This window comes from Streptomyces sp. NPDC051576 (genome assembly GCF_040681835.1).
GTDB lineage: Bacteria > Actinomycetota > Actinomycetes > Streptomycetales > Streptomycetaceae > Streptomyces.
Map to the genome: position 1 here is coordinate 13,362 of NZ_JBFAZO010000005.1, position 26,069 is coordinate 39,430.

Sequence of the window (26,069 nt, forward strand, 5' to 3'; positions counted from 1 at the left end):
GTGAAAAAAGAGCCCTACATTCGCAGCGCTCTTCCAGCTCGCTCCCCCACCCGGTCCCCACACGACCCGCGGAGCCGCCGCCATGCCCCGACCCCGTCTCTCCACCCTCACCGCCGCCTGCGCGACCGCCCTCGCCACCGCGCTGATCGGTCCCGCGACCGGCGCCCATGCCACCGCCGCCGCCGGGCAGTACTCCGGCACGCTGACCGACGGTGCCACCTGGATCGCGGACCAACCCGAGCAGTGGAACGGCACCCTGCTGCTGTTCAGCCACGGCTTCGGACCGACCACCGCCGCCGACTCTCCCTCGCCCGCGGTCCGCCAGACCCTGCTGGACGCCGGTTACGCCCTCGTCGGCTCCTCCTACGACCCCAGCGGTTCGATGTGGGCGCTCGACTCGGCCGAGCGGGACCAGTTCGCCGCGCTCACCGCGTTCCGCCGGCAGGTCGGCACACCGACCCGGGTCATCTCGGTGGGCCAGTCCATGGGCGGCCTGGTCAACGCGCAGATCGCCCGCGACGGAGCGGGACGCGTCGACGGCGCGCTCGGCCTGTGCGGGCTGGTCGCGGGCGGCGTCGACCTGGACAACTACCAGTTGGACGCCGAGTACACCCTGGCCACGTTCTTCGACCCCGCCGACGCCGACGCCCTGGTGAACCTGGACAACCAGACGGACGCCGCCGCCTTGGCCGACCGGCTGACGAAAGCCGTGGAAGCCGCGCAGCAGACCCCGGCGGGACGCGCCCGGATCGCCCTGGCAGCCGCCTACCTCAACCTGGCCGACTGGGCACCAGGTGAACAGCCGCCCGCACAGGGCGACTTCGCGGGCCAGGAGCAGCAGCAGTACACCTGGCTGGCTCAGGGCCTGCTCTCGTTCATCGTGCCGGCGCGCTGGTCGGTGGAGCAGTCCGCGGGCGGCAACACGTCCTGGAACAAGGGCGTCGACTACGCAGGGCTGCTGCGCAAGTCCGCCCACGCCAAGCAGGTCAGGGCTCTGTACCGGGACGCCGGACTCAACCTGCCGAACGACCTGAACCGGCTCACCCGCGGCGCGGACATCGCCGCCGACCCGGCCGCCGTGGCCCGTCTGCGGCGGACCTCGACCGCCGGACAGGGCCTGGCCGTGCCGCTGCTGGACATCCACACCACCGCCGACCAACTGGTGCCCGTGGAACAGGAGTCGGCCCTCGCCGGGCGGGTGCGCGCGGCCGGCGATTCCGCACTGCTGCGCCAGGCCTTCGTGGCACGCCAGAGCCACTGCAACTTCACCACCGCCGAGGTCGTCGCCGCTCTGCACGCCGTGGAACACCGGCTGGACACCCGGCACTGGGACGACGCCGCCACCGCCGCCCAACTCCAGCGCGGCGCGGACGCGTTGGGCCTCGACGGCGCCGCCTTCACCGACTACCGGCCGGGCCGGCTGACCGGTACCCGCTGATCCCCCCAAGCGTCTCCTCCCCGTCCCGTCCAGCGCGCCCCCAGGAGCCACTCCGTGTCCATGACGACCGAACCCTCCGTCAGAACCGCCACCGGCCCCGGTCTGACCACCGGCACCCTGGTCGCCGGTCTCCTCGCCGTCTGCCTCGCCCAGATCGGCCTGGCCATACCGGCCACCCTCAACGGGCTGTTCCAGTCCGACCTGAATCCGGTCGGCTCCCAACTCACCTGGATCTCCGACGCGTTCCTGCTTCCGGTCGCCGTACTGGAGCTGACCTTCGGCCTGCTCGGCGACCTCTTCGGCCGCAAGCGGCTGCTGGTCGGCGGCGCGGCACTGCTGGCGGTGGGCGAGGTGGTCAGCGCCACCTCGTCCGGCGTCCACCAGCTCTGGACCGGGCAGGCCCTGGCAGGCCTGGGCGCCGCCGCACTCTTCCCGACCTCGCTGGCCATCCTGGCCGCCGGCACCACCTCACCCGCACAACGGGCCCGCGTCATCGCCATGTGGGCCGCGCTGCTCTCCACCGGCGGGTTCATCGCCCCGCTCCTCGGCGGCGTCACCGCCACCTACGGCTCATGGCGATGGTCCTTCGTCGTGGTCACCGCCATCGCCGTGGCCAGCGCCGCGGTCAGCGCGCTCTTCGCCGTCAACTCCAGTGCCCCCGAAGGCCGTTCACTCGACATCGCGGGCCAGGTCACCATCGGCCTCGGCCTCTTCGCCCTCCTCTACGCCATCATCCAGGGCCCGACGGACGGCTGGGCCTCGCCCTCGATCGTGATCGCCTTCGTCCTGGCGGCCGTGTTCCTCGCCGCGTTCGTGCTGGCGGAGAAGCACGCCAAGTCGCCGCTCCTCCGCCTGGACCTGTTCCGCAACCGGGCCTTCGCCGTCGCCTCGGTGGTGGCCGTGGTGGGCATGTTCGCCTTCCTCGGCACCGCCTACTCCGTGAGCATCCGGCTGGGAGCGGTGCAGGACCAGGCCCCGATGCGCACCGGCCTGGCCTTCGTCCTGCTCAACGGCATCACCCTGGCGATGCTGCCGCTCACGGAACGGCTGTTGAGGAATGTCGCACCGGGGCTGCTCCTGGGCGCCGGGCTGCTGCTGATCGCGGCGGGCGACTACTGGGCGGCCACGCTGCCGATCACCGACAGCGCCTTCACCTCGCTGATCATGCCGCTCGGTCTCGTCGGGCTGGGCTTCGCGATCACCGTCTCGTCGATCACGGCCACGGCCGTCAACACCGTGTCGACGCACCTGGCCGGCATGGCGAGCGCGACCACCAATCTGCTGCGGGACTTCGGCTTCACCCTCGGCCCGGCCATCATCGGCGCCGTCGCCCTGAGCCGCGCGGCGACCAGCTTCTCCGCCTCCCTGCACGGCTCCGCCCTGCCGCCGGCACTGAAGGGCGCGGGCACGGCCGTACTGGAGGAGGGCGGCCCCCTCGCGGTCAACGGCGCCTCGGCCGCCTCCCCGAAACTGGCCGACCTGCACCCACTCGCCCTGGACGCCCTCGGCCACGGCTACTCGATCGGCTTCGTCGTCTGCGGCAGTGCCGCACTGTTCTCCGCACTGCTGGCCCTCGCCACACTTCGCGGCCGCAAGGCTCCCCCTGCTTGATGGGTTCGCCCACTGCACCACCCAGAACTATGGTGTCCCACCACATGTGCCGCTGACGTGCCGCTTCCTACCGTGTGCCATCACCGACCGTCCCCACCGCACACGAGGAAGTGGCGCACATGACCTCCGCAACCACCGCTCCCCCACCCCCCGCCAACCTCAAACGCATCGTCGCCGCCAGCCTCATCGGCACCACCGTCGAGTGGTACGACTTCTTCCTCTACGGCTCCGCAGCCGCGCTCGTCTTCAACAAGCTGTTCTTCCCTGACTCCGACCCACTCGTCGGGACCCTGCTCTCCTTCCTGACCTACGCCGTCGGTTTCGCGGCCCGCCCGCTCGGCGCCCTCGTCTTCGGGCACTACGGCGACCGGCTCGGCCGGAAGAAGCTGCTGGTGCTGAGTCTGCTGCTGATGGGCGGGGCGACCTTCGCGATCGGGCTGCTGCCGACCCACGCGACCGTGGGAGCCGCGGCGCCGGTCCTGCTCACCGCGCTGCGTCTGGTGCAGGGTTTCGCACTGGGCGGCGAATGGGGCGGGGCCGTACTGCTCGTGTCGGAACACGGAGACGCGCGGCGGCGCGGATTCTGGGCGTCGTGGCCGCAGACCGGGGCGCCCGCGGGCCAGTTGCTCGCGACCGGAGCGCTGTCCCTGCTGACGGCCGTCCTGTCGGACGAGGCGTTCGGCAGCTGGGGTTGGCGCATCCCCTTCCTGCTCTCCGGTGTCCTGGTCGCCGTCGGTCTGTGGATTCGTCTGTCTGTCGATGAATCCCCGGTGTTCCAGGAGGCGTTGGCACAGGCGGAGGCCCGCAAGGCCGCCGCCCGCACAGCGGCCCGGAGCACCGACACCGAGCAGCTCCCGCTCGTCTCCGTGCTGCGCCACCACTGGCGCGACATCCTGGTCGCGATGGGCGCCCGCATGGCGGAGAACATCAGCTACTACGTGATCACCGCGTTCATCCTCGTCTACGCGACCACCTCGGCCGGAGTCTCCCGGCAGACGGCGCTGAACTCCGTGCTCATCGCCTCCGCCGTCCACTTCGCCGTCATCCCGGCCTGGGGCGCGCTGTCGGACCGGATCGGGCGGCGGCCCGTGTATCTGCTGGGTGCGGCGGGCATCGGGCTGTGGATGTTCCCGTTCTTCTCGCTGATCGACACCGGGGACTTCGGCGACCTGGTCCTCGCCGTGACCGTCGGACTGGTGCTGCACGGCGCGATGTACGCGCCCCAAGCCGCCTTCTTCTCCGAGATGTTCGCTACCCGGATGCGCTACTCCGGCGCTTCGATCGGCGCCCAGTTCGCCTCGGTCGCGGCGGGCGCCCCCGCCCCGCTGATCGCCACCGCCCTGCTCGCCGACTACGACAGCTCGACCCCGATCGCCCTGTACGTGATCGCGGCGGTCGTCCTGACGCTGATCGCGGTGGGCGCGGCCAAGGAGACCCGCCACCGCGACCTGACCGATGTCGAGGCCACCACCGGCGACCGGCCCGGGACCGCGACCTCACCCGCTTCCGCTCCCGCGAAGAGCGCGACGGACGCACGCACCACCTGATCACCCCGCGCCGCACCGACCCTCGTATGCCTCGCGCACACGAGGGTCATCGCCGCACCGGATCAGCCAACAACCGTAGTCTCAGGGCGAGTTGAATCTCCAGCGCACGGCCCGGGTCCTGCCAGTCCGCGCCGAGGAGCCGGCCCACGCGCTCCAGCCGCTGGGCCACCGTGTTGACGTGGACGTGCAGGTCGTCCTTCGTCCGGGCGGGGCTCATGCCACAGGCGAAGTACGCGTCGAGCGTGCGCAGCAGATCCGTACCGCGCCGCTCGTCGTAGTGCACGACCTCGCCGATGGTGCGCTCGACGAAGCCTCCGACATCCCGGTCCCCGGCGAGAAGCAGTCCGAGGAAGCCGAAGTCCTCGGCGGCCGCGCCGGCTCCGCAACGGCCCAGCAGACGCAGGGCGTCGAGGCAGCGGCGCCCCTCCTCGTAGGCGGCGGCCACCGCATCGGGTTCGGCGGTGAGATTCCCGACGGGTGCGGAGGCGCCGACGGTGACCGCTTCGTGGACGGCCGCTCCCAGGTGGGCCGCGGTACGCCGGGCCAGGTCCGTGGCGGTGTCGCCGGGGCCGAGGGGCAGCAGCAGGACGGTGCCGCCGTCGCGGGCTGCGGCCAAGCCGTGCCGTGTCCCGGCGAGATGGGAAGCGGCGGACCACAACCGTCTGCGGGCGGCGGCCTCCTGGTCGGCGTCGGCCGCCGTGCCGTCGAGCCGGGCGGCGAGTACGACATGGACGGCGTCCAGGTCGGCGTGCAGCCGCGCCGCGCGCTCCCTCAGCAGGCGCGGGTCGCGGTCGCGGGCGTCGAGCAGGTCGTCCAACAGCTCGCCGCGGACGCGCTGTTCGGCCTCGGCGGCCGACCGCCGGGCGAGCAGCAGCAAGGAGGTGACCATGGCGGCGCGTTCCAGGGTGCGTTGGTCGACGGGGTCGAGGCCGGGGTGTCCGCGGAGCACGAGAGCGCCGAGCAGTTCGCCGCCTGCGGCGACGGCGGCGATCCAGTCGTCCCGGTGCCGCACGGCGTGCCCCTCGGCGCGGGACGTCTCCAGGGCTTGCGTCGGCGTGGCGTCCGTCTCGGTGAACTCGACGACACCGTCGAGGACTTGGGAGACGGTGGCGGCCACGTCGTGGACCCCGCCGCCGCGCAGGACGAGTTCGGCGAGCCGGTCGTGGATCTCCGAGGCGCGCTCGATGACTCCGCTGCGGTCCCGGATGATCTCGTTGGCGCGCTCCAGCCCGGCCAGGGCCGCACGGGTCTCGGTCAGCAGGTTCGCGGTGTCGATGGCGGCCGCGGCGAGCGCGGCGAAGGAACCGAGCAGCGCGATCTGCTCCCGTTCGAAGACCCGCGCCCGGCGGTCGGCGGCGAACAGCACCCCGATGACACGGTGCCCGAGCATCAGCGGCACACCGAGAATCGCCACCAGCCCCTCGTCGCGTACGCCCGAGTCGATGGTGAGGGTGTGCTGGAAGCGGTCGTCCTTGAAGTAGTCGTCGGTGACATACGGCCGTGCCGTCTGGGCCACGAGTCCACCGAGGCCCTCTCCCATGCCCAGGCGCAGTTGCTGGAAGCGGGCCGCGACCGAGCCCTCGGTGACCCGCATATAAGTGTCGCCGCGGGCCGGGTCGTTGAGACTGAGATAGGCGACGTCGGTGCCGAGCAGCGACCGGGCGCGCTGGACGATCGCCTGCAGTACGGCGTCCAGGTCGCGCAGGCCGGCGAGATCGTGTGCCGTCTCGAAGAGCGCGGACAGCTCGGCCTCACGCCGTCGGCGTCCCTCCAGCTCCGAACGCACGCGCAGCGCGAGCGACTTGGTGTGTTCGAGTCCGGCGATCTGCTCGGCCGGTCTTCCCTCGGCACGGGCGAGCAGCACCGGCTGCTCGTAGGCGTCGGCGGAGGCGCCCCGGGCCAACAGCTCCAGGAACGGCGCCTCGGCACTGCTCGACCGCGCTCCGGCACCGGTGACGGTGGCGGAACGCTCGGCGGACTGCACGTGATCGCTGGACATGCTCACAGGATTCCCCATCGCCGGGCCGGCCGGTCAGGCCTGTGGATAACTCGAAAACGCCTGCGCACAGGTGGTTCAGTGGGCCGTCCACCCACCATCCAGCACCAGCGAGGTGCCGGTCACGAAGGACGCCTGCGGACCGCACAGATAGGCGACGGCCTCGGCCACCTCCTCCGGTTCGATGAGCCGTTTGACCGCGCTGTCCTTCAGGAGCACCTCGGTCAGTACGCGTTCCTCGGGGATGTCGTACGCCTGTGCCTGGTCGGTGAGTTGTCGCTCGACGAGTGGGGTGCGCACATAGGCGGGATTCACACAGTTCGAGGTGACGCCATGGGGCGCGCCTTCGAGGGCAGCGGTCTTGGAGAGTCCTTCCAGACCATGTTTGGCGGCCACATAGGCGGACTTGAAGGCGGAGGCGCGCAGCCCATGGACGGACGACACATTGACGATCCGGCCCCAGCCCTGTGCGTACATATGGGGCAGGGCACCACGGATGAGCCGGAAGGGCGCCTCCAGCATCACGGTGAGCACCGTGTGGAAGACGTCGGGCGGGAACTCCTCGATGGGGCGCACCAGTTGCAGCCCCGCGTTGTTCACCAGGACGTCCGTGCCTGCGGCGGCGTCCTCGGCCGCGTCCAGGTCAGTGAGGTCGAGGACATGCGGCTCGACGGTGCCCGCGAGGCCCCGCGTCTGCTCGGCGAGGGTTTCCAGTCCCGGGGCGTCCATGTCGACCGCTCTGACCTCGGCCCCGGCGGCCGCCAGCCGCAGCGTGCAGGCGCGGCCGATACCTCCGGCGGCACCGGTGACCAGAGCGGTACGGCCAGTGAGGTCGAGGAAGGGAGCGGCGTGGGAGCCCTCAAGGGCGCTGGGCGCGGTCATAGGCCGAGCCTAGACAGCGCCCCTGCCCCACCACATATGGGCTGAGCACATACTTCAGTCGGAGCTCGTGGTGTCAAACCATGTGGGTGCATTCGCCAGGGCTTGCTTGATCCGGAACATTTGGTGATCACTGATCTCGGGCAGCGCGTCCAGGTCGAACCAGCCGACCTCCAACGACTCGTCGTCGTTCACTGTCGCCTCGCCACCGACGGCCCGGCACTGCAGGGTGATGTCCATGAACTGGCAGGCGTCACCGTTGGGATAGCTGACCGGCCCCCCTGCCTGGACCAGGACGATCCGCTCCGCCACGCACTCGACGGCCGTCTCCTCGAACACCTCGCGCACCGCGCAGACCGCAGGCTGCTCCCCCGGCTCGGGAATGCCGGAGGGCAACGCCCACTCGTGGTTGTCCGACCGCTTGCCCAGCAGGACGCGACCCGTGTCGTCGAAGACCACGGCGCTCACCCCGGGAAGCCACAGCAGTTGGTGCCCCGCGGAGGCCCGGATCGTACGGATGAAATCAGGAGTAGCCATGGTCCGACCCTAACGGGACGATCCATGGCCACTCCACGAACTGCCGTGCGCACGGCGGGCGTACAACAGACGTACGGTTACGCGTCACCCGCGCGTCGTCGGCGCACACCCGCTCCGATCGCCCAGCCGAGGCCGCCCGCGGCGAGAAGCACCAGGGCCATCTCGGGCAGGATGCCGAGCTTCGTCGCCGGTGTCTCCGAAGAACGCAGCGGCACCTTCTGGACCAGGGAGTCGGCCACGAACATGCCGGTCTTCTGCGTGATCTTCCCGTCCGGCATGATGATCGCGCTGACTCCGCTGGTCACCGGGACCGTGACGGTCCGGCTGTGCTCGACGGCGCGCACCCGGGACATGGCGAGCTGCTGGTAGGTCATCTCGCTGCGGTCGAAGGTCGCGTTGTTGCTCGGCACGGAGATCAGTTGGGCGCCGTCGGTGACCTCGGACCGCACGGCCCAGTCGAAGGCGGCCTCGTAGCAGGTGACCAGGCCGATCTTGGCGCCGTTCATGGTGAACACGCCCGGCTTGGTGCCCCGGCTGAAGTCCTGGCGGACCATGCTGGTCCAGTTCTTGTTGATGGCTCCGAGGAGCGAGCGCATCGGGAGGTACTCGCCGAAGGGCTGGATCTGCCGCTTGTCGTAGGTGTCGGTCGGGCCCTTCACCGGGTCCCAGAGGATCTGCTCGTTGTAGAGCTTGCCGTCCCGTTCGACGACACCGCCGACCGAGATGGGCGCGCCGATCGCCTTGGCCGCGTCGTCGATGTCGGTGTACGCCTGGGCATCGGCGAAGGGATCGACGTCGGAGGAGTTCTCCGGCCACAGCACCACGTCGGGCTTGGCGACCTTGCCCGCCTTGACCTCGGCGGCCAGCCGCAGGGTCTCCTTGACGTGGTAGTCGAGGACCGCGCGTCGCTGGGCGTTGAACTCCAGTCCCGCGCGCGGGACGTTGCCCTGGATCACCGCGACGGTCGTGGTCCCGTCCTCCGCCTTGTCGCTCACCAGGGACCGCGCCGCCACCGCGCCCACCACGGGTACGGCCACGCTCAGCAGGGCCACGGTCGCGGCGGACCGCCGTACGACACGCGTGCGCCGGCCTTCCAGGACCAGGCGCACGATCTCGCAGAGGCCGAAGCCGCACAGGACGACCGCGAAGCCGAGGACCGGGGTGCCGCCCACCGCGGCGAGCGGCAGGAAGACGCCGTCGGCCTGGCCGAACGCGATCTTGCCCCAGGGGAAGCCGTGGAAGGGGGCACGCGCGCGTACCGCCTCACCGGCGATCCACAGCGCCGCCGCCCACAGAGGCCAGCCGGGCAGTTTCGACACCGCGGTGATGCCCGCGCCGACCAGGGCGACGAAGATCGCCTCGACCGCGACCAGGGCGAGCCAGGGTCCGGGACCGACCTCCACGCCGGTCCACACCAGCAGCGGCAGCAGGAATCCGAGACCGAAGAGGTAGCCGAGTCCGAGGCCAGCCTTCCAACTGCGGCCGCGCAGCACCCACCCGAAACAGGCGAAGGCGGGCAGCGCCAGCCACCACAGGATGCGCGGCGGGAAACTGACGTAGAGCAGCACTCCGGAGAGCGCGGCTACGGCGGCCGGGACCAGGCGGACGAGGCGGGCCAGGCGCGAAGCGGGCGCGGCCGGTGGCTCCAGTTGGTCCGACTCGTCCACGGAAGTTGCGGTGACGGTCACTCCGGGAGTGTACGGCGGTTGACCTTGGCGCCGACAGCGCGGTCCGGACGGTGGCCCGGGGCACTGAACCGGGCCTCAGCCGTATCGTTCCTGCGCAACTCGTGCACAAATCGGTCATCAGCCGTTACGGTGTGCCGGAGCCTCTGTCGTGCGGTCTGTCCAGGCCAGGACGGCCGGGGCCGTCACTGGTCGGGGGCGGCCGGGTTCAGGGGGCGGCGGGGTGGGATCCACGGGGATGGCGTCGGCGACCGGTCCGGACGCCGACAGTGAAAGACGAAACGTTTCGGACGCGGCGGGCATCGTGGTGCTCGGCGCGTGTGCCGCGTGGTCGCTGATCACCGCCGCCATGCACGACGGCCGGCCCGAGGGCGTGCTGCTCGCGGTCCTCGCGGTGGCCGCCGGTTACTCGTCGGGGCGGATCTCCGGGGCGCTGGTGCCGGTCGCGGCGCCCTGTGCCGGAGCGTTGGCCGGGCTCGGCCTGGCGCTGGCCGAGCCGCGTCTCGCCCCGGGCCCCCAGTTCGCCGTCCCGCTCGGTCATGCCGGCGCCACCGCGGCCCTGCTGACCCTGGCCGTCGGGTCCGCGTGCTGCGCCGCCTGGGCCGCCTCGGCTCCGGCGCCTCGGCTGGCGCTGGGGCTGCTGGCCGCCGGGATCACGGTGACCGCGGCCGTCCTGGGGTCGATCACGGGATTCGCCATGTGTACGGCGGTGCTGCTGTGCTCGCTCGCCGCCGGCCGGATGGAACACCGGGGTCTCGGTGTCGCGGGCCTGGGCCTGGCCACGGCGCTGGTGACGGGAGCGGCCTGGGCCGTCGCCGGAAACGTGCTGCCGGACGGGCTCACCGAGTCCCTGGAGGGCCAACTGACCCCGCACCGGGTCCAGCTCTGGCAGGACGCCCTGCACATGGCGCATCAGGATTCCGCCCTGGGGGTGGGTCCGGGGCGCTTCGGGGAGCTGAGCGGCGCGGCGGCCGAGGCCCTGCTGCCGGACGGCAAGCCGCATTCCGCGCCGCTTCAGATGGCGGCCGAGCAGGGGGTCGTCGGCGTGCTCCTGCTGGCGGCGGCCTTCTGCTGGGTGCTCCACGCGCTGTGGCGCACTCCGCGTTCCACCCCGATCGCGCTCACCGCGGGGGCCGCGCTGACGGGGCTCGCGCTCATCGCCTCGGTCGGCAACGCGCTGAGCTTCACCTCGGTGTCGGTCGGTGCCGGTTTCCTGGCCGGTCTTGCCACGGCCCACCCGCTCGCTGACGACAGCCCGCGCACCACCTCGGACGCACGCACGCGTGGCGACCGATCGGCCCCCTGAGGGGCGGGAAAGAGGTCAGTGCACCGCGCCGGGCGTGGGCGGCACCAGCCGGTCCGTGATGATCCGTACGGCTGTCTCCGCGTTGTCCACGGTGATCGTGAACGTGTGTCCGTCCCACAGCCGCAGCACGATGCCCTCGCCACGCCGTACGACGACGGCGGTGCCCTTCTCGGGCCGCCAGCGGTAGCCCCAGCCGCCCCACTGGCGCGGGGTGACGTGCGGGGCGAACTCGGCGCCCGCGACGTTCGCGAGGGGGATACGGCGGCGCGGGACGCCGATGTGGCCGCAGCGCACTTCGAGGGACTCGGTGTCGACCTTCAGCGCGACATGCACGAAGGCGAGCGTGCCGAACAGCATGAGCAGTCCGGCCGCGATGCACCCGACGACGGACATGACGAGCGGGACGATGCCGGACGTCCAGGCGGAGTCCACGGCCAGCTCGATGCCGAGCGCCATGCAGGCGGCACCGGCGAGCGCCAGCAGCCACTGGAACCGGTTGGTGGCGCGTCCGGTCCAGATCTCGGTCTGCGGGACGGTTTCGTCGCGGGGGTGGTCCCTCATGCCTACGAGACTACTCAGGTTTCGCTGCGCGGGTACCGCGTTGCGGAGGGTGACCGTTTTGTGTGACAGCTCGGTGGACGCACAGCGTCCGTTTCGTCGCCGGTGGTCAGTGGGCCGGTGCGGTGGCCCGCAGCAGCCGGCCTTCGGCGTAGGTCGACGCGGCGGCGGGCAGCGCGCCCTCGCGTCCGTTCAGGAGCACCGTCAGGGTCCCGTCGGTCGGTGCCTGGGGTGCGGGCTGTGCACCGATCCGGCGCAGCGCCTGGGCGGCCACCGCGTCGGCGGAGCCGTGCAGGACGAGCGGCGGGCGGTCGGGGCGCTGCACGGCGGCCAGGATGCGTTCGGCGACCAGTTCGTAATGGGTGCAGCCCAGGACGACGGTCGTTACATCGTCGGGCGTGAGCTCGGCGGCCGCGGCGACGGCGGCGTCGATGGCCGCCTCGTCCCCGTGCTCGACGGCCTCGGCCAGTCCCCAGCACGGGACCTCGGTCACCGGCACGCCGTCGGCGAAGTCCGCGATGAGGCCGCGCTGGTAGGGGCTGCCGGTGGTGGCGGGCGTCGCCCAGATCGCGAACGGCGTGCCACCGGCCGCGGCCGGCTTGATCGCGGGGACGGTGCCGATGACCGGGATGCCGGGCTCCAGACGCTCGCGCAGGGCCGTCAGGGCGTGCACGGTCGCGGTGTTGCACCCGATGATCAGGGCGTCGGGTGCGTGCGCGGCGGCGGCCTCGGCGACGGCCAGCGCGCGCCCGGTGACGTCCTCCGGTGTCCGCGGCCCATAGGGCATGCCTTCGGGGTCCAGCGAGAGCACGAGATCCGCGTCGGGGCGCACCCGCCGTACCGCCGCGGTGGCCGCGAGAAGGCCGATTCCGGAGTCCATCAGCGCGATCTTCACCCGGTCACGATAGACGATGGCCTCGGTCGACCGGCCCCCGTGGGGCAGACTGCGGCCGTGAGCACCGTCGTGTGGATCGCCGCCGTATCGTTCGCCGCCTGGCTGTGGCTGCTGCTCTGCCAGGGCTTCTTCTGGCGCACGGACATCAGACTGCCCGCCCGCACCGACCCGGAGGACTGGCCGTCGGTCGGTGTGGTCGTCCCGGCCCGCGACGAGGCCGCCGTACTGGCCGACAGCCTGCCGTCGCTCCTCGCCCAGGACTATCCCGGGCGGGCGGAGATCTTCCTTGTCGACGACGGCAGTTCGGACGGCACCGGCGATCTGGCCCGCGAGCTGGCGGCCCGGTACGGCGGGCTGCCGCTGACCGTGGACTCCCCCGGTGAACCGCCCGCGGGCTGGACGGGGAAGCTGTGGGCCGTGCGGCACGGCATCGGTCTGGCACGCGCGCGTGGCCCCGAGTACCTGCTGCTGACGGACGCGGACATCGCGCACGCCCCGGACAGCCTGCGGGAGTTGGTGGCGGCGGCGCGCACCGGCGGTTTCGACGCCGTCTCGCTGATGGCCCGGCTGCGCGTGGAGAGCCTGTGGGAGCGCCTGGTGGTGCCGGCGTTCGTCTACTTCTTCGCGCAGCTCTATCCGTTCCGCCGGATCGGCCGGAAGGGCGCCCGGACGGCGGCCGCGGCGGGCGGTTGTGTCCTCCTGCGCGCCGAGACGGCCGAGCGGGCACGGATCCCGGACGCCATCCGGCACGCGGTGATCGACGACGTGGCGCTCGCGCGTGCGGTCAAGGGCGGCGGCGGTCACATCTGGCTGGGGCTCGCCGAACGGGTGGACAGCGTGCGCCCCTATCCGCGGCTGCACGACCTGTGGCGGATGGTCTCGCGCAGTGCGTACGCGCAACTGCGGCACAACCCGCTGCTGCTCCTGGGCACCGTTCTCGGCCTGGCGCTGGTGTATCTCGTGCCGCCGGTGATCCTGTTCACCGGCCTGGCCGTGGGCAGTACGGCGGCAGCGGTCCTCGGCGGGCTCGCGTGGCTGGTGATGACGGGGACGTACGCCCCGATGCTCCGCTACTACGGACAGCCGCTGTGGCTCGCTCCCCTGTTGCCGTTCACCGCGTTCCTGTATCTCCTGATGACCGTCGATTCCGCGGTGCAGCACTACAGGGGACGCGGTGCGGCCTGGAAGGGCCGCACCTACGCGCGTCCTGACGCCGTCGTCGGCGACGAGGGCTGAGGGCTCACTTACGACCCGGGGTCCAGTTCATGCCCCACCCGTAGACGCGGTCCACGGTCCGCTGCGGGCTCACCCCCCGGTCCGGGACGAGATAGCGGGCCTCGCGCTGGACGACGAGGTCGCCTCCGGTGTTGGTGATCAGGGCGAGCGCGCACACCGTGGAGGGGACCGTGCACTCGTCGAGCGAGAAGTCGATCGCGGCGCCGTGCTGCGGCTGGAGCGTGACCGTGGCGTGCAGGTCGGCGAAGGAGCGGGCGCCCTCGTAGATGGTCACGAAGACGAGGATCCGCCGGAAGTCCCCGATGTGGTCCAGGTTGACGGTGAGGTTCTCGCCGCTCGCCGAAGCGCCGGTGCGGTCGTCTCCGTCGAGGTGGATGTACGGGGGCCGTTGAAGGGAGCCGTAGGCGTTGCCGAGGGCCTGGACGACGCCCTTGCGGCCGTCGGCGAGTTCGTACAGGGCGCACAGGTCGAGGTCGAGGTCCGCGTGCATCGCGACCGCCCGGCCGCGCTTGCTGCCCCAGCCCGAGAACTGCTTGCGCACCTCCCAGTTGAGGTTCACGCGCAGGGCGCCCGAGGTGCCGCCCTGCTTGGTCAGGGAGACCGAGGGGGCCGCCTTGGTGAGCGTCACTTTGGTCAGCCGGACTGGGGCCGCGGGAGGGGGCGGGCTCACCGGGGGCGCGAGCGGAGGTGACGCGGTCACGGGAGGCATGACGGGCGGCGGGGGCAGGTTCACGGGCGGCCCGGAGGGCGGCGGCATGGTGGTGGCCGGTGCCGGCTGCTGCGGTTCGTCCACGGTGATGCCGAAGTCGGTCGCCAGGCCTTCGAGCCCGCTGTCGTAGCCCTGACCGACGGCCCGGAACTTCCAGGCGCCCTGGCGGCGGTAGAACTCGCCGAGCACGAAGGCGGTTTCGACCGTCGCGCCCGCGCTGTCGAAGCGGGCGATCGCGGTGTTCTGCCCGGCGTCCCGGACCTCGATGTACAGATCGGGGACCTGGCCGAACGTTCCGCCGTCCGCCGAGGCGGCGAGGACGATGCGCTCGACGGCGGGCTCCACGCGCGCGAGGTCGACGAGCAGGGTGTCGGTCACCCGGCCGCCGGTGTCGCCCTTGCCCTCGTGGCGGACCGCTCCGGAGGAGTGCGCCGGCTGGTTGTAGAAGACGAAGTCGCCGTCGGAGCGGACCTTTCCGTCCACCAGCAGCAGCGCCGAGGCGTCCGCGTCGGGGACGCCGGGTCCTGGCCGCCAGCCCAATTCGACCCGCAGTGCCGTCGTCGGCACCGGAACATTCGACCCTTTCGGCATTGACATGTCTGCCCCCATCACGTGTCACCGTGCCAGGCACGCCCCGGCAGCCCATCGGGTGTCTACCCGCACAACCTATTCCCCAGGGCGTCGAACGCCCATGTGGGGCGCGGCTACTCAGGTGGCCAACCGCTGGTAACCCGCCGGGAACTCGGCCTTTACACGATCAGAACACCGATCGATGCCCTTTTTTGCCAAGTTCGCTCGCATTGGGGATCCCGTGCCACCCCCGACACGGAAAACAACCCTCTAATCGGTCTCCCCAACCACCACATCGTGGGCTTAACTTATGTGCCATGACCTCCCCCCGCTCCACTTATGGCGGCGGCTACTACTCCGCCTCCTTCCCGGACACTCCGATCTACGACTCCCTCGTGGCCGAGCGGGGTACCCCGCAGATCGCTCCGATCCGGGTCCCCGCCGCTTACGACATGCCGGGGAGCAACCTGCCCGCGCTGCCGTCGGCACTGCCCGCCCTCCCGGCGGGTCCCTCGCAGGCTTCCTACGGCGGCTATCCGCAGGCGCAGCAGCCCTCTCCGCTGCAGCAGGCGCCCGCCGCCTACATCCCGCAGCAGACCCCGCCGCGCGGATACCCCATGCAGCAGCAACAGCAGCCGCGTCCGATGGCGGCTCCGGCCGGCTACGAGGCGATGCGTCCGGCGGCTCCCCGGCCCGCTCCGGCTCCGTACCAGCAGGACCCGTACAACAACCAGCAGCAGTACCGCGGTTACTGATCCGCACCCCACTCCGGGGCTTCTCGTCCCGGGAGGCTCTCGTGGAGCCTTGGGGGTCGGGCGCTGGTCGACGACGGGGGAAAGGTCGTCACACCGCGAGCAGCCGCGTCTCGCACTGGCCGCCGCCGGGCTTCTGCCCGGCGGCGGCGTTCGTGTGTCCGGGGCGGGAACCCTCTTCGTGGGCCCGGTCGTTGAGATCCCGTGAGAAGTTCATGAGAGGTCCGGGGAGGGGTGATTTCGCTCTCTCTTTGCCGGGGCTCTCGGATGAACGGCTGCGCCTGGGGTTATCACGGAGCGGGAAGGGGGTGCGGGACGGTGGGAGCAATCAGGGGTCTGTGGCGCTGGCGGCGCAATCCGCTGCGTCGCGCTACCGATCTGGTCGAGGCCTGGCTGGCCCTCGTGGTCCTGCTGGTGGTCGTGGTCGCCGCACCCGTGATCGGCTCGCTCGTCGGCGTCGTCGCACAGGACGCCCTGCAGCGGTCGGTGCGGGAGCAGCGCGCGGACCGGCATGTCGTGACGGCCACCGTGGTCAAGAAGCTGAAGGGGGCCGAGCTGGACCCCGACCCCGACTCGGCCACCGCGCGGGACGTCCGCAGCCGGGTCCTCGCCGACTGGACCGCCCCGGACGGCACCGCCCGGCACGGCGCGGTGATGGCGAGCCTCAACACCCCGCACGCGGGCGACCACTTCACGCTCTGGACGGACCGGCACGGCCGCATAGTGGCCCGCCCGCTGGACTCGGCCACGGCGACGACGCACGCCGTGCTCGCCGGGTTCGGCGCGGCGCTGCTGACCGCCGGGCTCGTCGACAGCGGCCGGCGGTTCGTCCTGTGGCGCATGGTCCGTCGCAGGTACGCCCGTTGGGACCAGGCGTGGGAGCGGGCGGGCCCGGACTGGGGCCGCACCGGCACCGGCAGCTGACAGCGTTCCAACTCTGGTCAACCCACCGTCCGCACGCACGCTACGGTGGACCGGCGAAGGCTTCGGCATCAACCCGCGTACCACGAGGTGGGGGCACAGCAACGCCATGGCACAGGGCACGGTCCAGGTGACGCACACCGGCACATCGCGGTGGCGGCGCCGCACAGGTGAGTACGCGTCGCTCGCCGCCGCCCTGGAGGCCGCGGCCGAGGGAGACGTCCTCATCGTCGCTCCCGGCACCTACCGGGAGAACCTCGTCGTGCAGCGGTCGGTGACCCTGCGCGGCCCCGAGGGTTCGCCCGGCTCGGTGCGCATCGCGCCCCTGGACGGCGTGCCGTTGACCGTGCGTGCCTCGGCGGTGGTCCAGGACCTGCATGTCGAGGGCCAGGACTCGGCCGCGCCCGCCCTCCTCGTCGAGGAGGGCGCACCGGAGTTGACGGATCTGCGGATCGTCACGCGCTCCGCGTCCGGCATCGAGGTGCGCGGCGGCGCCCGCCCCACCGTGCGGCGCTGCACGGTCGACAACCCGGCCGGCATCGGGATCGCCGTACTCGACGGCGGTGGCGGGGTGTTCGAGGAGTGCGAGGTCGTCTCGGCCGGCCAGGCGGGCCTCGCGGTGCGCGGCGGCGGCCACCCACGGCTGGAGCGCTGCCGGATCCACCACGCCTCGGGCGTGGGCCTTTCCGCGACGGGTGAGAACTCCGCGCTGGAGGCGGTGGGTTGCGAGGTCTACGAGACACGGGGCAGCGGCGTCCAGATCACCGGCCGGGCCACCGCGCACCTCACCGACTGCGATGTGCACCGTACGACCGCCGACGGCGTCACCCTCGACACCGACGCGGTGCTGACACTCGCCGACTGCCGCATCCACGACATCCCGGAGAACGCGGTCGACCTGCGCTCCCGCTCGGTGCTGACGCTGACCCGCACGACCGTGCGGCAGTTCGGGCGCAACGGTCTGTCGGTGTGGGACCCGGGCACGCGCGTGGACGCCAACCAGTGCGAGATCTTCGACAGCACGGGCGACTATCCGGCGGTGTGGGTCAGCGACGGCGCCACCGCGGTCCTCGACTCCTGCCGGGTGCACGACGTACCGGACGCGCTGTTCGTGCTGGACCGCGGTTCCCGCGCGGACGTCGTCGACAGCGACATCTCCCAAGTGCGCAACACGGCCGTGTCGGTGAGCGACGGCGCGACCGCGCAGCTCGACGACTGCCGGATCCGGGACGCTGCCACGGGCGCGTGGTTCCGCGACCACGGCAGCGGCGGCACCCTCAACAACTGCACGGTGGACGCCACTCAGACCGGCGTGATCGTCACCAAGGGCGCCGACCCCACCATCGAGCGCTGCACGGTCGACTCCCCCGCCGAGGCCGGCTTCTACGTCTCGGCGGGCGGCCGGGGCACCTTCCTCGGCTGCCGTGTGACGGGCAGCGGGGGCTACGGCTTCCACGTCATAGACGGTTGTCGTACGACGCTGAAGAAGTGCCGTACGGAGCGCTGCGCGCGCGGCGGTTACGAGTTCGCGGACGCCGGACCGGACGCGGGGCCCGGCACCGGGCCCGACGTCGAGGACTGCACCAGCGACGAGAGCGGCAGTCTCAGGCCGCCCACCGCCCATGAGACGGCCGTGGAGACGGCGAGCCAGTCCGCGGGTCTGCTGGGCGCGATCCCGGGCCAGCGCATCACCGAGCAGGAGCCCCTGGTCACCGCGCCGGAGCCGGACAAGGAGTCCCGCACCTCCAAGGCCGTCCTCGGTGAACTCGACGCCCTGGTCGGCCTGGACAGCGTCAAGCGCGAGGTGCGGGCCCTCACCGACATGATCGAAGTGGGCCGCCGCCGCCAGCAGGCCGGCCTCAAGGCGGCCTCCGTCAAACGGCACTTGGTCTTCACCGGCTCCCCCGGCACCGGCAAGACCACGGTCGCCCGGCTCTACGGCGAGATCCTCGCCTCCCTCGGTGTCCTGGAGAAGGGCCATCTCGTCGAGGTGTCCCGGGTCGACCTGGTCGGCGAGCACATCGGCTCCACGGCGATCCGCACTCAGGAGGCCTTCGACAAGGCGCGCGGCGGAGTCCTGTTCATCGACGAGGCGTACGCGCTGTCGCCGGAGGACTCGGGCCGCGACTTCGGTAAAGAGGCCATCGACACGCTGGTGAAGCTGATGGAGGACCACCGGGACGCGGTCGTGGTGATCGTCGCGGGCTACACGGCGGAGATGGAGCGCTTCCTTTCGGTCAACCCCGGCGTGGCGTCGCGTTTCTCACGGACCATCACCTTCAGCGACTACAACCCCGAGGAACTGCTGAGGATCGTCGAGCAGCAGGCCGAGGAGCACGAGTACCGGCTGGCGGAGGGCGCGTCAGAGGGGCTGACGAAGTACTTCACGGCGATCCCGAAGGGTGCCGCGTTCGGCAACGGCCGTACGGCGCGCCAGACCTTCGAGGCGATGGTGGAGCGGCATGCGAGCCGGGTCGCCCAGTTCGAGGAGCCGAGCACGGACGACCTGACCCTGCTCTACGCGGAGGATCTGCCCGAGCTGCCCTGAGGCGGCACCTCGGGCCGCAGCCGGGCCAGCAGCCGCTCGCGTTCCTCGGCGAACGCCGGGTCGGCCTGGTAGTCGGAGTGGCCGAGGATCGGCGCGGGCAGCGGATGCCGGGCCGTACGGCCGTACTCCAGTGGGTCCTTGAGGGGTTCGTGGTCCACCTCGGGTCCGCGGTCGCAGGACACGCGCACCGGGCCGCCGATGGGGTCGGTGAGCCGGTACAGATTGCGCCAGCAGTCGACCTCGCGGTGCAGCCGGCTGAGCGCGGCCGGTCCGAAGTGGGCCGGGAACCAGCGGCCGTAGAGGCGCTCCAGGGGTGAGCCGTAGGTCAGCAGGGCGACGCGTTTGCGCTGGGCCGGCTTGAGTTGCCAGGCCGCGGCGGCGGCGAGGACGCTGCCCTGGGAGTGGCCCGAGATGACGAGGCGGCCGCCGGTGGCGTGGGTCCAGGTGGCCATCCGCCAGGTCAGGTCGGGGACCGCGCGCTCGGCGTAGCAGGGCGGGGCGAAGGGGTGGGCGGCGCGCGGCCAGAAGGTGCCGACGTCCCAGAGGATGCCGATGGTGCGCCGCGCGGAGGCGTCCTTGTAGGCGCGCCTGCCCCAGGTGACGAAGAGGATGAAGCCGAGCCCGATCATCCAGGATCCGAGCCCCTGCGAGGTCTGCGCGGCGCCGTGCACGAAGGCGTATGTCTCCTCGCCCGCCTGCTCCGGGGTCCGGTCGGTGGTGAAGGCGCCGACGAGTGCTCCGGCGCCCAGGAGGAGTGTCGCGGTGGAGACGACGGCGACGAGGAGGGGGCCGCGGTCGGTGAGTGTGGCCATCGCGCGCGTGCTCGCGATCCGGGCGGTGCGCGCGTGGTCCTTCCGGCCGCCCTGGTAGTCGCGTGCCACGGCGGCCAGTTCGGTACGGCGCAGCCGCCAGGTGCGGCGGCCGAGTCCGGCGCAGAGGACGAGGACGACGACGAGCAGCGGCGGGATCACCGAGGCCTGCCAGGTGAGCAGGACGGGCGGGCCCGCGATGGAGGTTCCGGTGCCGTCCAGCCAGTCGGAGACCCGCTGGGACACTCCGCCGGACATCACCCCGCCCAGGGCGCAGGCCAGCATCGCGACGGCCGGTCCGCCGAGGCCGCGCATCGCGGCGCGCGGGTCGGGGCTGGTGCGGTGCAGCAGGTGGGCGACCACGGCGAGGGCGATCACCAACAACCCCTGGGCCAGGGCGATTCCACCGAAGGCGGCGTCACCCGGCAGCCGCCCGGACGATTCCCATCCCGGACGCGACCAGCCGGCGTACAGCAGGGAGAGGGCGAGCAGCAGGAGCGCGCCGAGCGGCAGGCGTCGTACGAGACGGTGGTCGAGGGCCTGGTCGAGGCGGTTCTCGCTGCGGCCCCGGCGACACACCACGTAGACCACGACGAAGGCGACCCCGGCGAGCGCGGTCTCCAGGAGTGTGCCGAAGGTGGCCAGGGCCGGGGACCCGTCGGGCCCGCGGTCGAAGCGGGACGCCGTGACGGTGACGGCCGCGGCGACCGTCAGCAGGCCGGCCGCGGTGTGGGCGGCGCGCAGCCGGGCCACCAGACGGCGGCCGTACCAGAAGCCGGGACGGCCCAGCGAGGTGCGGCCGATCTCGTCCTCGGGTTCGGGTCTGCGGGACATCGGCTGCTGGGACTCGTACGCGCTCCAGGTGCGACGGGAGAGATACCAGAGCAGGACGGTGAGCGCGGTCGGCACCAGGGCGGCGAGCGCGAGGCGGCGGCCCGGGCGGCTCCACCAACTGTCGTGGGACACGGTGGGCGACAGGAAGCCCAGCCAGGTGTGCCGGTCGGCGCACGCGCGCGTGCCGGCGCACTGCCAGGCGGCGAGGTCGAGGGCGACCTCGCAGGCCGCCGCGACGAGCAGCACGGTCAAGGTCAGTCCCGTGAGGCGCACCAGCAGACCGTAGAAACGCACCGTCCGTTTCCGGCCGCGTGCGGTGGGGCGCATCCAGTGCGCGAGGTTGACGACCATGAACGGCAGCAGCAACAGCCACAGGGCACGCGTGCCGTTGCCGGAGGTCAGGTTGCACCAGACGTAGGCCTCGCGGATCGGTCCGGCGGGCCGGTCGGCCGGGCGGGACTCGGCGTCGACGTCGGCGGCGCGCCGGAAGACGGCCGCCGTGTCGTCGCCGGTGATCCGCACCGTGCGCGGATCACCGAGCATCTCCTCGGGTGTGGCACCGCCGACTCCGTGGACCAGGAGTTCCAGGGCGGGTTCGGTCTTCTCGGGCCGTCCGGCGAGGCCGTCGGCCTCGCTCGCGACGGCGTGTTCCTGCACACGCTCCACTGTTCGCACATCCCCCGTGACGCACCGTCTGCCTGTGTTCGTGTGCTCACCAGGATCGCCCCATCCGACGCATCGCACACGCCCGGTCACCGAATCTCCCCGATCCGTGTGACACGCGAGGGACCGATGATGTCCGAATGACATGTGCGCGTCGGTACAGGCGGTGGCGCGGGGGTTGCGGTGGCGTGCGAGGATGGGACGTCCGCGCACCGCAGCCGGGACGAACGTCCTGGTCGGAGCAGGTGCGCCGGACTGTCGGACGGGTCGCGGCGAAAGGACCGGAGCGTACGTGAGTGAGAATCAGAACCTCCTCGCGGAGCAGCGGCGCGCCCTGATCCTCGACGAGGTCCGGCGCCGGGGCGGTGTCCGCGTCAACGAACTGACCCGGAAGCTCGGCGTGTCGGACATGACCGTGCGCCGCGATCTCGACGCGCTGGCCCGCCAGGGCGTCCTGGAGAAGGTGCACGGCGGAGCGGTCCCGGTCGTCGAGGCGAGCACGCACGAGCCGGGCTTCGAGGCGAAGTCCGGCCTGGAGCTGACCGCCAAGGAGGACATCGCACGGGCCGCCGCGGAGCTGGTCGCGCCCGGCACGGCCATCGCGCTCTCGGGCGGTACGACGACATACGCGCTGGCACATCATCTGCTGGAGGTCCCCGACCTCACCGTGGTCACCAACTCGGTGCGGGTGGCCGACGTCTTCCACGCGGCGCAGCGCAGCTCGGGGCAGCGGCAGGGCGCGGCCACGGTCGTCCTGACCGGCGGAGTGCGCACCCCCTCCGACTCGCTGGTGGGCCCGGTGGCCGACCAGGCGATCGCGGCGCTCCACTTCGACATGCTGTTCCTCGGTGTCCACGGCATATCGATCGAGGCCGGACTGTCGACACCCAACCTCGCGGAGGCCGAGACCAACCGCAGGCTCGTGCAGTCCGCGCGGCGGGTCGTGGTCGTCGCCGACCACACCAAGTGGGGGACGGTGGGCCTGAGTTCGTTCGCCGCGCTGGAACAGGTCGACACGCTGGTGACGGACGCGGGACTGCCGGCCGAGGCGCGTACCGACATCTCGGAGCACCTGCGGCTCGTGGTCGCGGGCGAACCCGGTGACGGGGCAGACATCTGACGGCTCGCCAGTTATGGTGACGTCGCTCGCCCCGGTCAACTTCCCTTATCCGTCAAGGGGGTTCGCGTCCATGGTCAACCGTCTACGCACCGTCGGGCTCGACTTCATCGACTCCGCTCCGGTCCGCCTGGTCTTCGTGGCGGAGATGTCGGCGGCGCCGGACGCGGTCTTCCACGCTCTCAACGACGATGTGCCCGGCTGGGCGGAGTGGTTCGCGGCCGTGACCCGGGCGCGGTCGCTCGACGACGGCGCCGGACGCGACATCCGGCTCAAGGGCGGCGGGCACTTCCGGGAGACGGTGATCGCGGCCAAGGAGGCGGAGGTGTACGCCTACCGCGTCGACGAGACCAACGCGCCCGGCGCACGCGCGCTGGCCGAGGAGTGGCGACTGGTCCCTGCCGGGAGCGGGACGCGGGTTCAGTGGACGTTCGCCGCGGACGGGACGGCGGTGTTTCGCGGAGTGGTGCGGTTGGCCGGTCCCGGGTTGGGGCGGGCGTTCAAGGCGGCGGTGGCTTCGCTGGATCGGCGGTTGGCGCGTTAGGGGTCGTTCGTCGTCCGCGGTTTGTTGTGGCTGAGCGCGCGGTTCTCCGCGCCATAAGGGGCATTTCGGCTCAGGTCGGCCACACGCCCGTCGCCAGCAGTGACTCGATCGCCTCGCTGTACGGTCCGATGTCCAGGCCCTGTTCCGCGAGCCACGCGTCCGAGTAGTACTTGTCGAGGTAGCGGTCGCCCGGGTCGCACAGCAGGGTGACGACGCTGCCTTGCCGCCCCGCCGCCACCATCTCGGCGACGATCTTCAGGGCACTCCAGAGGCCGGTGCCCGTGGAGCCGCCCGCTCTGCGGCCGATGGCTTGTTCCAGTGCCCGTACGGCGGCGACACTGGCCGCGTCCGGGACCTTCATCATGCGGTCGATGGCGCCGGGAACGAAGCTCGGTTCCATACGGGGGCGGCCGATGCCCTCGATACGGGAGCCGCAGTCGCAGGTGACGTCCGGATCGCCGGTGGTCCAGCCCTCGAAGAAACAGGAGTTCTCCGGGTCGGCGACACAGACGCGGGTGTCGTGCTGCATGTAGTGCACATAGCGCGCGAGGGTGGCCGAGGTGCCACCGGTGCCGGCCGTGGCGACGATCCACGCGGGCTCCGGGAAACGCTCCAACTCCAGTTGCCGGAAGATGGATTCGGCGATGTTGTTGTTCCCGCGCCAGTCCGTGGCCCGCTCCGCGTAGGTGAACTGGTCCATGTAGTGGCCGCCGGTCTCCACCGCGAGGGCGGCCGACTCCTCGTACATCTTGCGCGAGTCGTCCACGAAGTGGCACTGCCCGCCGTGGAATTCGATCAGGCGGATCTTCTCGGCGCTGGTCGTGCGCGGCATGACCGCGATGAAGGGGACCCCGATCAGCTTGGCGAAGTACGCCTCGGAGACGGCCGTGGAACCGCTGGAGGCCTCGATCACCGGGCGGGTGGGCCGGATCCAGCCATTGCAGAGGCCGTAGAGGAAGAGGGAGCGGGCGAGCCGGTGTTTGAGGCTGCCCGTGGGGTGGGTGGACTCGTCCTTCAGGTACAGGTCGATGCCCCAGTGCTCGGGGAGCGGGAACCGCAGCAGGTGCGTGTCGGCCGAGCGGTTGGCGTCCGCCTGGACCTTGCGGACGGCCTCTTTCAGCCAGCTCCGGTAGGCGGCGTCACTGCGGTCGACGTCGAGGGTGGCACCGGTCAGGGCCTGTGGGGTGGTGCTCACGGCGGGACTCCTTACGCTTCGCGCCGACGGCGCCTCACGCGGCCGACACCTCGATCATAAGCACCTTCCGCACGCTTCTCACCTGCATAAACACTTCTTTGGGAGGGTCAAAGGCACCCCTGGGAGCGATCTCGCCGAATCCGAGGGGGCGCATTTATGCGAGTGCTCCGGGTACTCACCGTGACCGCTCGGTACGTACTGGTGCTCGACGCCCGCGGCGGGCAGACTGCACCCGAGCGGGACGAACGTCCTGAACGGGGGCGCACACTGGATCACGATCACGATCGACATGTCCTGGAACAAGGGCCTGGAGCAAGGGGGCGGGGAAGCATGGCGGAGCCGGAGTTCACGGCCACGGGCGTGCGGATCGGGAAGCGGCTGCGCTCGCTCACCCGGGCCGGGCAGGTCCGGATCAACGACGGCAGGCTGGAGTTGCTCACCAGTTACGGCAGCGAGATCGACAGCGCGCCGGTGCAGGCGGTACGGGCGTCGAAGCCCTGGTTCGCCCCCGAGGATCGGGCACTGGCCGACCTCAACGGCAACCGCTATCTGCTGACCCTCGGCGAACACGACCCCGCACCGGGTCAGCCCGGTCCTCCGGCGGCACGCCGGTTCATCGAGGCCGTGCGCAAGGCCGCGGGGCGCGGGGGCTGACAGGCGCCTCGCAAGGGCAGCGGTCGGCCGCGAGTTGCGGGACCGCGCACCCTGCGCCACTCTGGTCTCACGTCACTCTGGGTTTACCGGCGATAACGCTGCGAACCAGCCCGCCGGGCACAGCAGCAGGCGGCCGTTTCCATCGACCATCCTGCTGATCCGAACTCCGTGTTCTTCCGGACCTCAGTCGGGGAGTCGCAGCCGTGACCAGTCACCCAAGCAGGCACTGCACGGTGGAGCTCCAAGCCCTGCCGTCGCGGATCGGCCAGGTCCGCAGAATCGTATCTGCGCAGTTGCGCTACTGGCATCTGGACTCTCTGATAGACCGGGCCGCGCTCGGTGTGACAGAGCTCCTCAGCAACGTCCACCGGCACGCCCAGCCCGACAAGACGTGCACCGTCGAGATCGAGCTGCTGCTCGACCAGCTCATGGTCTCGGTGCACGACCACGACCCCCGGCTTCCGGTGGTCGGCGACATCGACGAGGTCTCGCCCACGGCGACCTGCGGGCGCGGGCTCGCGATGGTCGCCGCGGTGAGCGAGAGCTGGGGTGTGCGGCCGGACGGGGAGTCCGGCAAGGTCGTGTGGTTCACGCTCAGCGCGACCGAGCCCGCGACGGATGCGCCGGCTACGGCGGGGCGGCCGCCTCGGCTTGGGGTTACGGCCGCGGCTGCGGTGGTAGCCGCGGGCGTGGGCGTAAGCGTGGAGAAGTCGGCGCGCCGGTTCGTCACCGAGGTTGAGCAACCTGTCGACGGTCGTCGGCCTCAGCACGCTCCCGCCCGGTCGGCCGTTGCCGGTTGATCGGGCGGTGATGGCTTTTGGGGAGTGGGGGGAGGGCTTCAAGGGCTTGGGGGCCTCATTGCCTTGAGGGTCTTGTCGCCTTAGGGCCTCAGCGTCTTGAGTTTCCTGGGCCGGTGTTCACAACTCCCGTCGCGCGCACCTCTATTGGTTCGGTCGCCTTCGGGGCGCTGGGAGCCGGTGTCGAGAGCCCGATCGTGCTCGACCCTTCGGGCCTCCGCGCGTTCGGGCTCTCGACACCGGCGCGCCCCTACGGCTCCCTCACGGC

General features: G+C 71.5%; 22 protein-coding genes. 12 read left to right on the plus strand and 10 right to left on the minus strand.

Going from position 1 to position 26,069, the window contains the following annotated elements; all coding sequences use genetic code 11:
• The first annotated feature begins 82 nt into the window (after nucleotides 1–82).
• The 3 genes from AB0M63_RS17340 to AB0M63_RS17350 all read left to right on the plus strand — a co-directional run bounded on the left by AB0M63_RS17340 (nucleotide 83) and on the right by AB0M63_RS17350 (nucleotide 4,596).
• Complete coding sequence (locus tag AB0M63_RS17340) at nucleotides 83–1,438, plus strand: alpha/beta hydrolase (RefSeq protein ID WP_366019955.1); 1,356 nt, start codon at nucleotides 83–85, stop codon at nucleotides 1,436–1,438.
• Between the two features lie 60 nt (nucleotides 1,439–1,498).
• Nucleotides 1,499–3,049, plus strand: a complete 1,551-nt coding sequence (locus AB0M63_RS17345; protein ID WP_366019956.1) for an MFS transporter — start codon at nucleotides 1,499–1,501, stop codon at nucleotides 3,047–3,049.
• Nucleotides 3,050–3,168: 119 nt separating this feature from the next.
• Complete coding sequence (locus AB0M63_RS17350; protein WP_366019957.1) at nucleotides 3,169–4,596, plus strand: MFS transporter; 1,428 nt, start codon at nucleotides 3,169–3,171, stop codon at nucleotides 4,594–4,596.
• Nucleotides 4,597–4,642: 46 nt separating this feature from the next.
• On the opposite strand, the gene AB0M63_RS17355 is transcribed toward AB0M63_RS17350, so the two are convergent.
• From AB0M63_RS17355 to lnt, 4 genes are all read right to left on the minus strand, one after another.
• A complete protein-coding gene (locus AB0M63_RS17355; protein WP_366019958.1) occupies nucleotides 4,643–6,595 on the minus strand; it encodes a GAF domain-containing protein in 1,953 nt (650 codons plus the stop codon).
• Between the two features lie 75 nt (nucleotides 6,596–6,670).
• A complete protein-coding gene (locus AB0M63_RS17360; RefSeq protein WP_355924444.1) occupies nucleotides 6,671–7,474 on the minus strand; it encodes a 3-hydroxybutyrate dehydrogenase in 804 nt (267 codons plus the stop codon).
• Between the two features lie 54 nt (nucleotides 7,475–7,528).
• Nucleotides 7,529–8,008, minus strand: coding sequence for an NUDIX domain-containing protein (locus AB0M63_RS17365; protein WP_366019959.1), 480 nt, complete (start codon nucleotides 8,006–8,008; stop codon nucleotides 7,529–7,531).
• 77 nt (nucleotides 8,009–8,085) lie between these two features.
• Nucleotides 8,086–9,696, minus strand: a complete 1,611-nt coding sequence (gene lnt, locus AB0M63_RS17370) for an apolipoprotein N-acyltransferase (protein ID WP_366019960.1) — start codon at nucleotides 9,694–9,696, stop codon at nucleotides 8,086–8,088.
• A gap of 235 nt (nucleotides 9,697–9,931) precedes the next feature.
• Between lnt and AB0M63_RS17375 the strand changes: the two genes are divergently transcribed.
• Nucleotides 9,932–10,999 carry a hypothetical protein gene (locus tag AB0M63_RS17375; protein ID WP_355924439.1) on the plus strand — a complete coding sequence of 356 codons (1,068 nt, stop codon included), beginning with the start codon at nucleotides 9,932–9,934 and terminating at the stop codon, nucleotides 10,997–10,999.
• A 15-nt stretch (nucleotides 11,000–11,014) separates the two neighbouring features.
• Here the strand turns inward: AB0M63_RS17375 and AB0M63_RS17380 are convergent, their stop codons facing one another.
• Complete coding sequence (locus AB0M63_RS17380; RefSeq protein ID WP_366019961.1) at nucleotides 11,015–11,560, minus strand: hypothetical protein; 546 nt, start codon at nucleotides 11,558–11,560, stop codon at nucleotides 11,015–11,017.
• A gap of 106 nt (nucleotides 11,561–11,666) precedes the next feature.
• A complete protein-coding gene (locus tag AB0M63_RS17385; RefSeq protein ID WP_366019962.1) occupies nucleotides 11,667–12,452 on the minus strand; it encodes an aspartate/glutamate racemase family protein in 786 nt (261 codons plus the stop codon).
• Nucleotides 12,453–12,509: 57 nt separating this feature from the next.
• Between AB0M63_RS17385 and AB0M63_RS17390 the strand changes: the two genes are divergently transcribed.
• Nucleotides 12,510–13,688, plus strand: coding sequence for a glycosyltransferase (locus tag AB0M63_RS17390; RefSeq protein ID WP_355924433.1), 1,179 nt, complete (start codon nucleotides 12,510–12,512; stop codon nucleotides 13,686–13,688).
• A 4-nt stretch (nucleotides 13,689–13,692) separates the two neighbouring features.
• Here the strand turns inward: AB0M63_RS17390 and AB0M63_RS17395 are convergent, their stop codons facing one another.
• Nucleotides 13,693–14,988, minus strand: coding sequence for a TerD family protein (locus AB0M63_RS17395; protein ID WP_355924479.1), 1,296 nt, complete (start codon nucleotides 14,986–14,988; stop codon nucleotides 13,693–13,695).
• A 296-nt stretch (nucleotides 14,989–15,284) separates the two neighbouring features.
• Between AB0M63_RS17395 and AB0M63_RS17400 the strand changes: the two genes are divergently transcribed.
• The gene (locus tag AB0M63_RS17400) at nucleotides 15,285–15,722 is read left to right on the plus strand and encodes a DUF6643 family protein (RefSeq protein ID WP_355924431.1); all 438 of its coding nucleotides are present in this window, start codon (nucleotides 15,285–15,287) and stop codon (nucleotides 15,720–15,722) included.
• Nucleotides 15,723–15,810: 88 nt separating this feature from the next.
• On the opposite strand, the gene AB0M63_RS17405 is transcribed toward AB0M63_RS17400, so the two are convergent.
• A complete protein-coding gene (locus AB0M63_RS17405; protein WP_366019963.1) occupies nucleotides 15,811–15,936 on the minus strand; it encodes a hypothetical protein in 126 nt (41 codons plus the stop codon).
• 101 nt (nucleotides 15,937–16,037) lie between these two features.
• Here AB0M63_RS17405 and AB0M63_RS17410 point away from each other — a divergent pair, with 101 nt between their 5' ends.
• Nucleotides 16,038–16,643: a hypothetical protein gene (locus AB0M63_RS17410; protein WP_366019964.1), complete on the plus strand. Its 606-nt coding sequence runs from the start codon at nucleotides 16,038–16,040 to the stop codon at nucleotides 16,641–16,643.
• A gap of 106 nt (nucleotides 16,644–16,749) precedes the next feature.
• Nucleotides 16,750–19,188: a right-handed parallel beta-helix repeat-containing protein gene (locus AB0M63_RS17415; RefSeq protein WP_366019965.1), complete on the plus strand. Its 2,439-nt coding sequence runs from the start codon at nucleotides 16,750–16,752 to the stop codon at nucleotides 19,186–19,188.
• Here the strand turns inward: AB0M63_RS17415 and AB0M63_RS17420 are convergent.
• Nucleotides 19,158–21,497 (minus strand): hypothetical protein, encoded by a 2,340-nt coding sequence (locus AB0M63_RS17420; RefSeq protein ID WP_366019966.1) that lies wholly within the window; start codon nucleotides 21,495–21,497, stop codon nucleotides 19,158–19,160. The two genes, AB0M63_RS17415 and AB0M63_RS17420, sit on opposite strands and share 31 nt — an antisense overlap.
• A 289-nt stretch (nucleotides 21,498–21,786) precedes the next feature.
• Between AB0M63_RS17420 and AB0M63_RS17425 the strand changes: the two genes are divergently transcribed.
• Both AB0M63_RS17425 and AB0M63_RS17430 read left to right on the plus strand, forming a co-directional pair.
• A complete protein-coding gene (locus tag AB0M63_RS17425; protein ID WP_355924423.1) occupies nucleotides 21,787–22,614 on the plus strand; it encodes a DeoR/GlpR family DNA-binding transcription regulator in 828 nt (275 codons plus the stop codon).
• A gap of 70 nt (nucleotides 22,615–22,684) precedes the next feature.
• Complete coding sequence (locus tag AB0M63_RS17430) at nucleotides 22,685–23,155, plus strand: SRPBCC family protein (protein ID WP_355924421.1); 471 nt, start codon at nucleotides 22,685–22,687, stop codon at nucleotides 23,153–23,155.
• A gap of 70 nt (nucleotides 23,156–23,225) precedes the next feature.
• Here AB0M63_RS17430 and AB0M63_RS17435 read toward each other — a convergent pair whose 3' ends face one another.
• Complete coding sequence (locus tag AB0M63_RS17435; protein ID WP_355924419.1) at nucleotides 23,226–24,350, minus strand: PLP-dependent cysteine synthase family protein; 1,125 nt, start codon at nucleotides 24,348–24,350, stop codon at nucleotides 23,226–23,228.
• Nucleotides 24,351–24,680: 330 nt separating this feature from the next.
• On the opposite strand from AB0M63_RS17435, the gene AB0M63_RS17440 reads away from it, so the two are divergent.
• Nucleotides 24,681–25,004: a hypothetical protein gene (locus AB0M63_RS17440; protein WP_019058105.1), complete on the plus strand. Its 324-nt coding sequence runs from the start codon at nucleotides 24,681–24,683 to the stop codon at nucleotides 25,002–25,004.
• 203 nt (nucleotides 25,005–25,207) lie between these two features.
• Nucleotides 25,208–25,804: an ATP-binding protein gene (locus AB0M63_RS17445; RefSeq protein WP_355924417.1), complete on the plus strand. Its 597-nt coding sequence runs from the start codon at nucleotides 25,208–25,210 to the stop codon at nucleotides 25,802–25,804.
• Nucleotides 25,805–26,069: the final 265 nt, after the last annotated feature.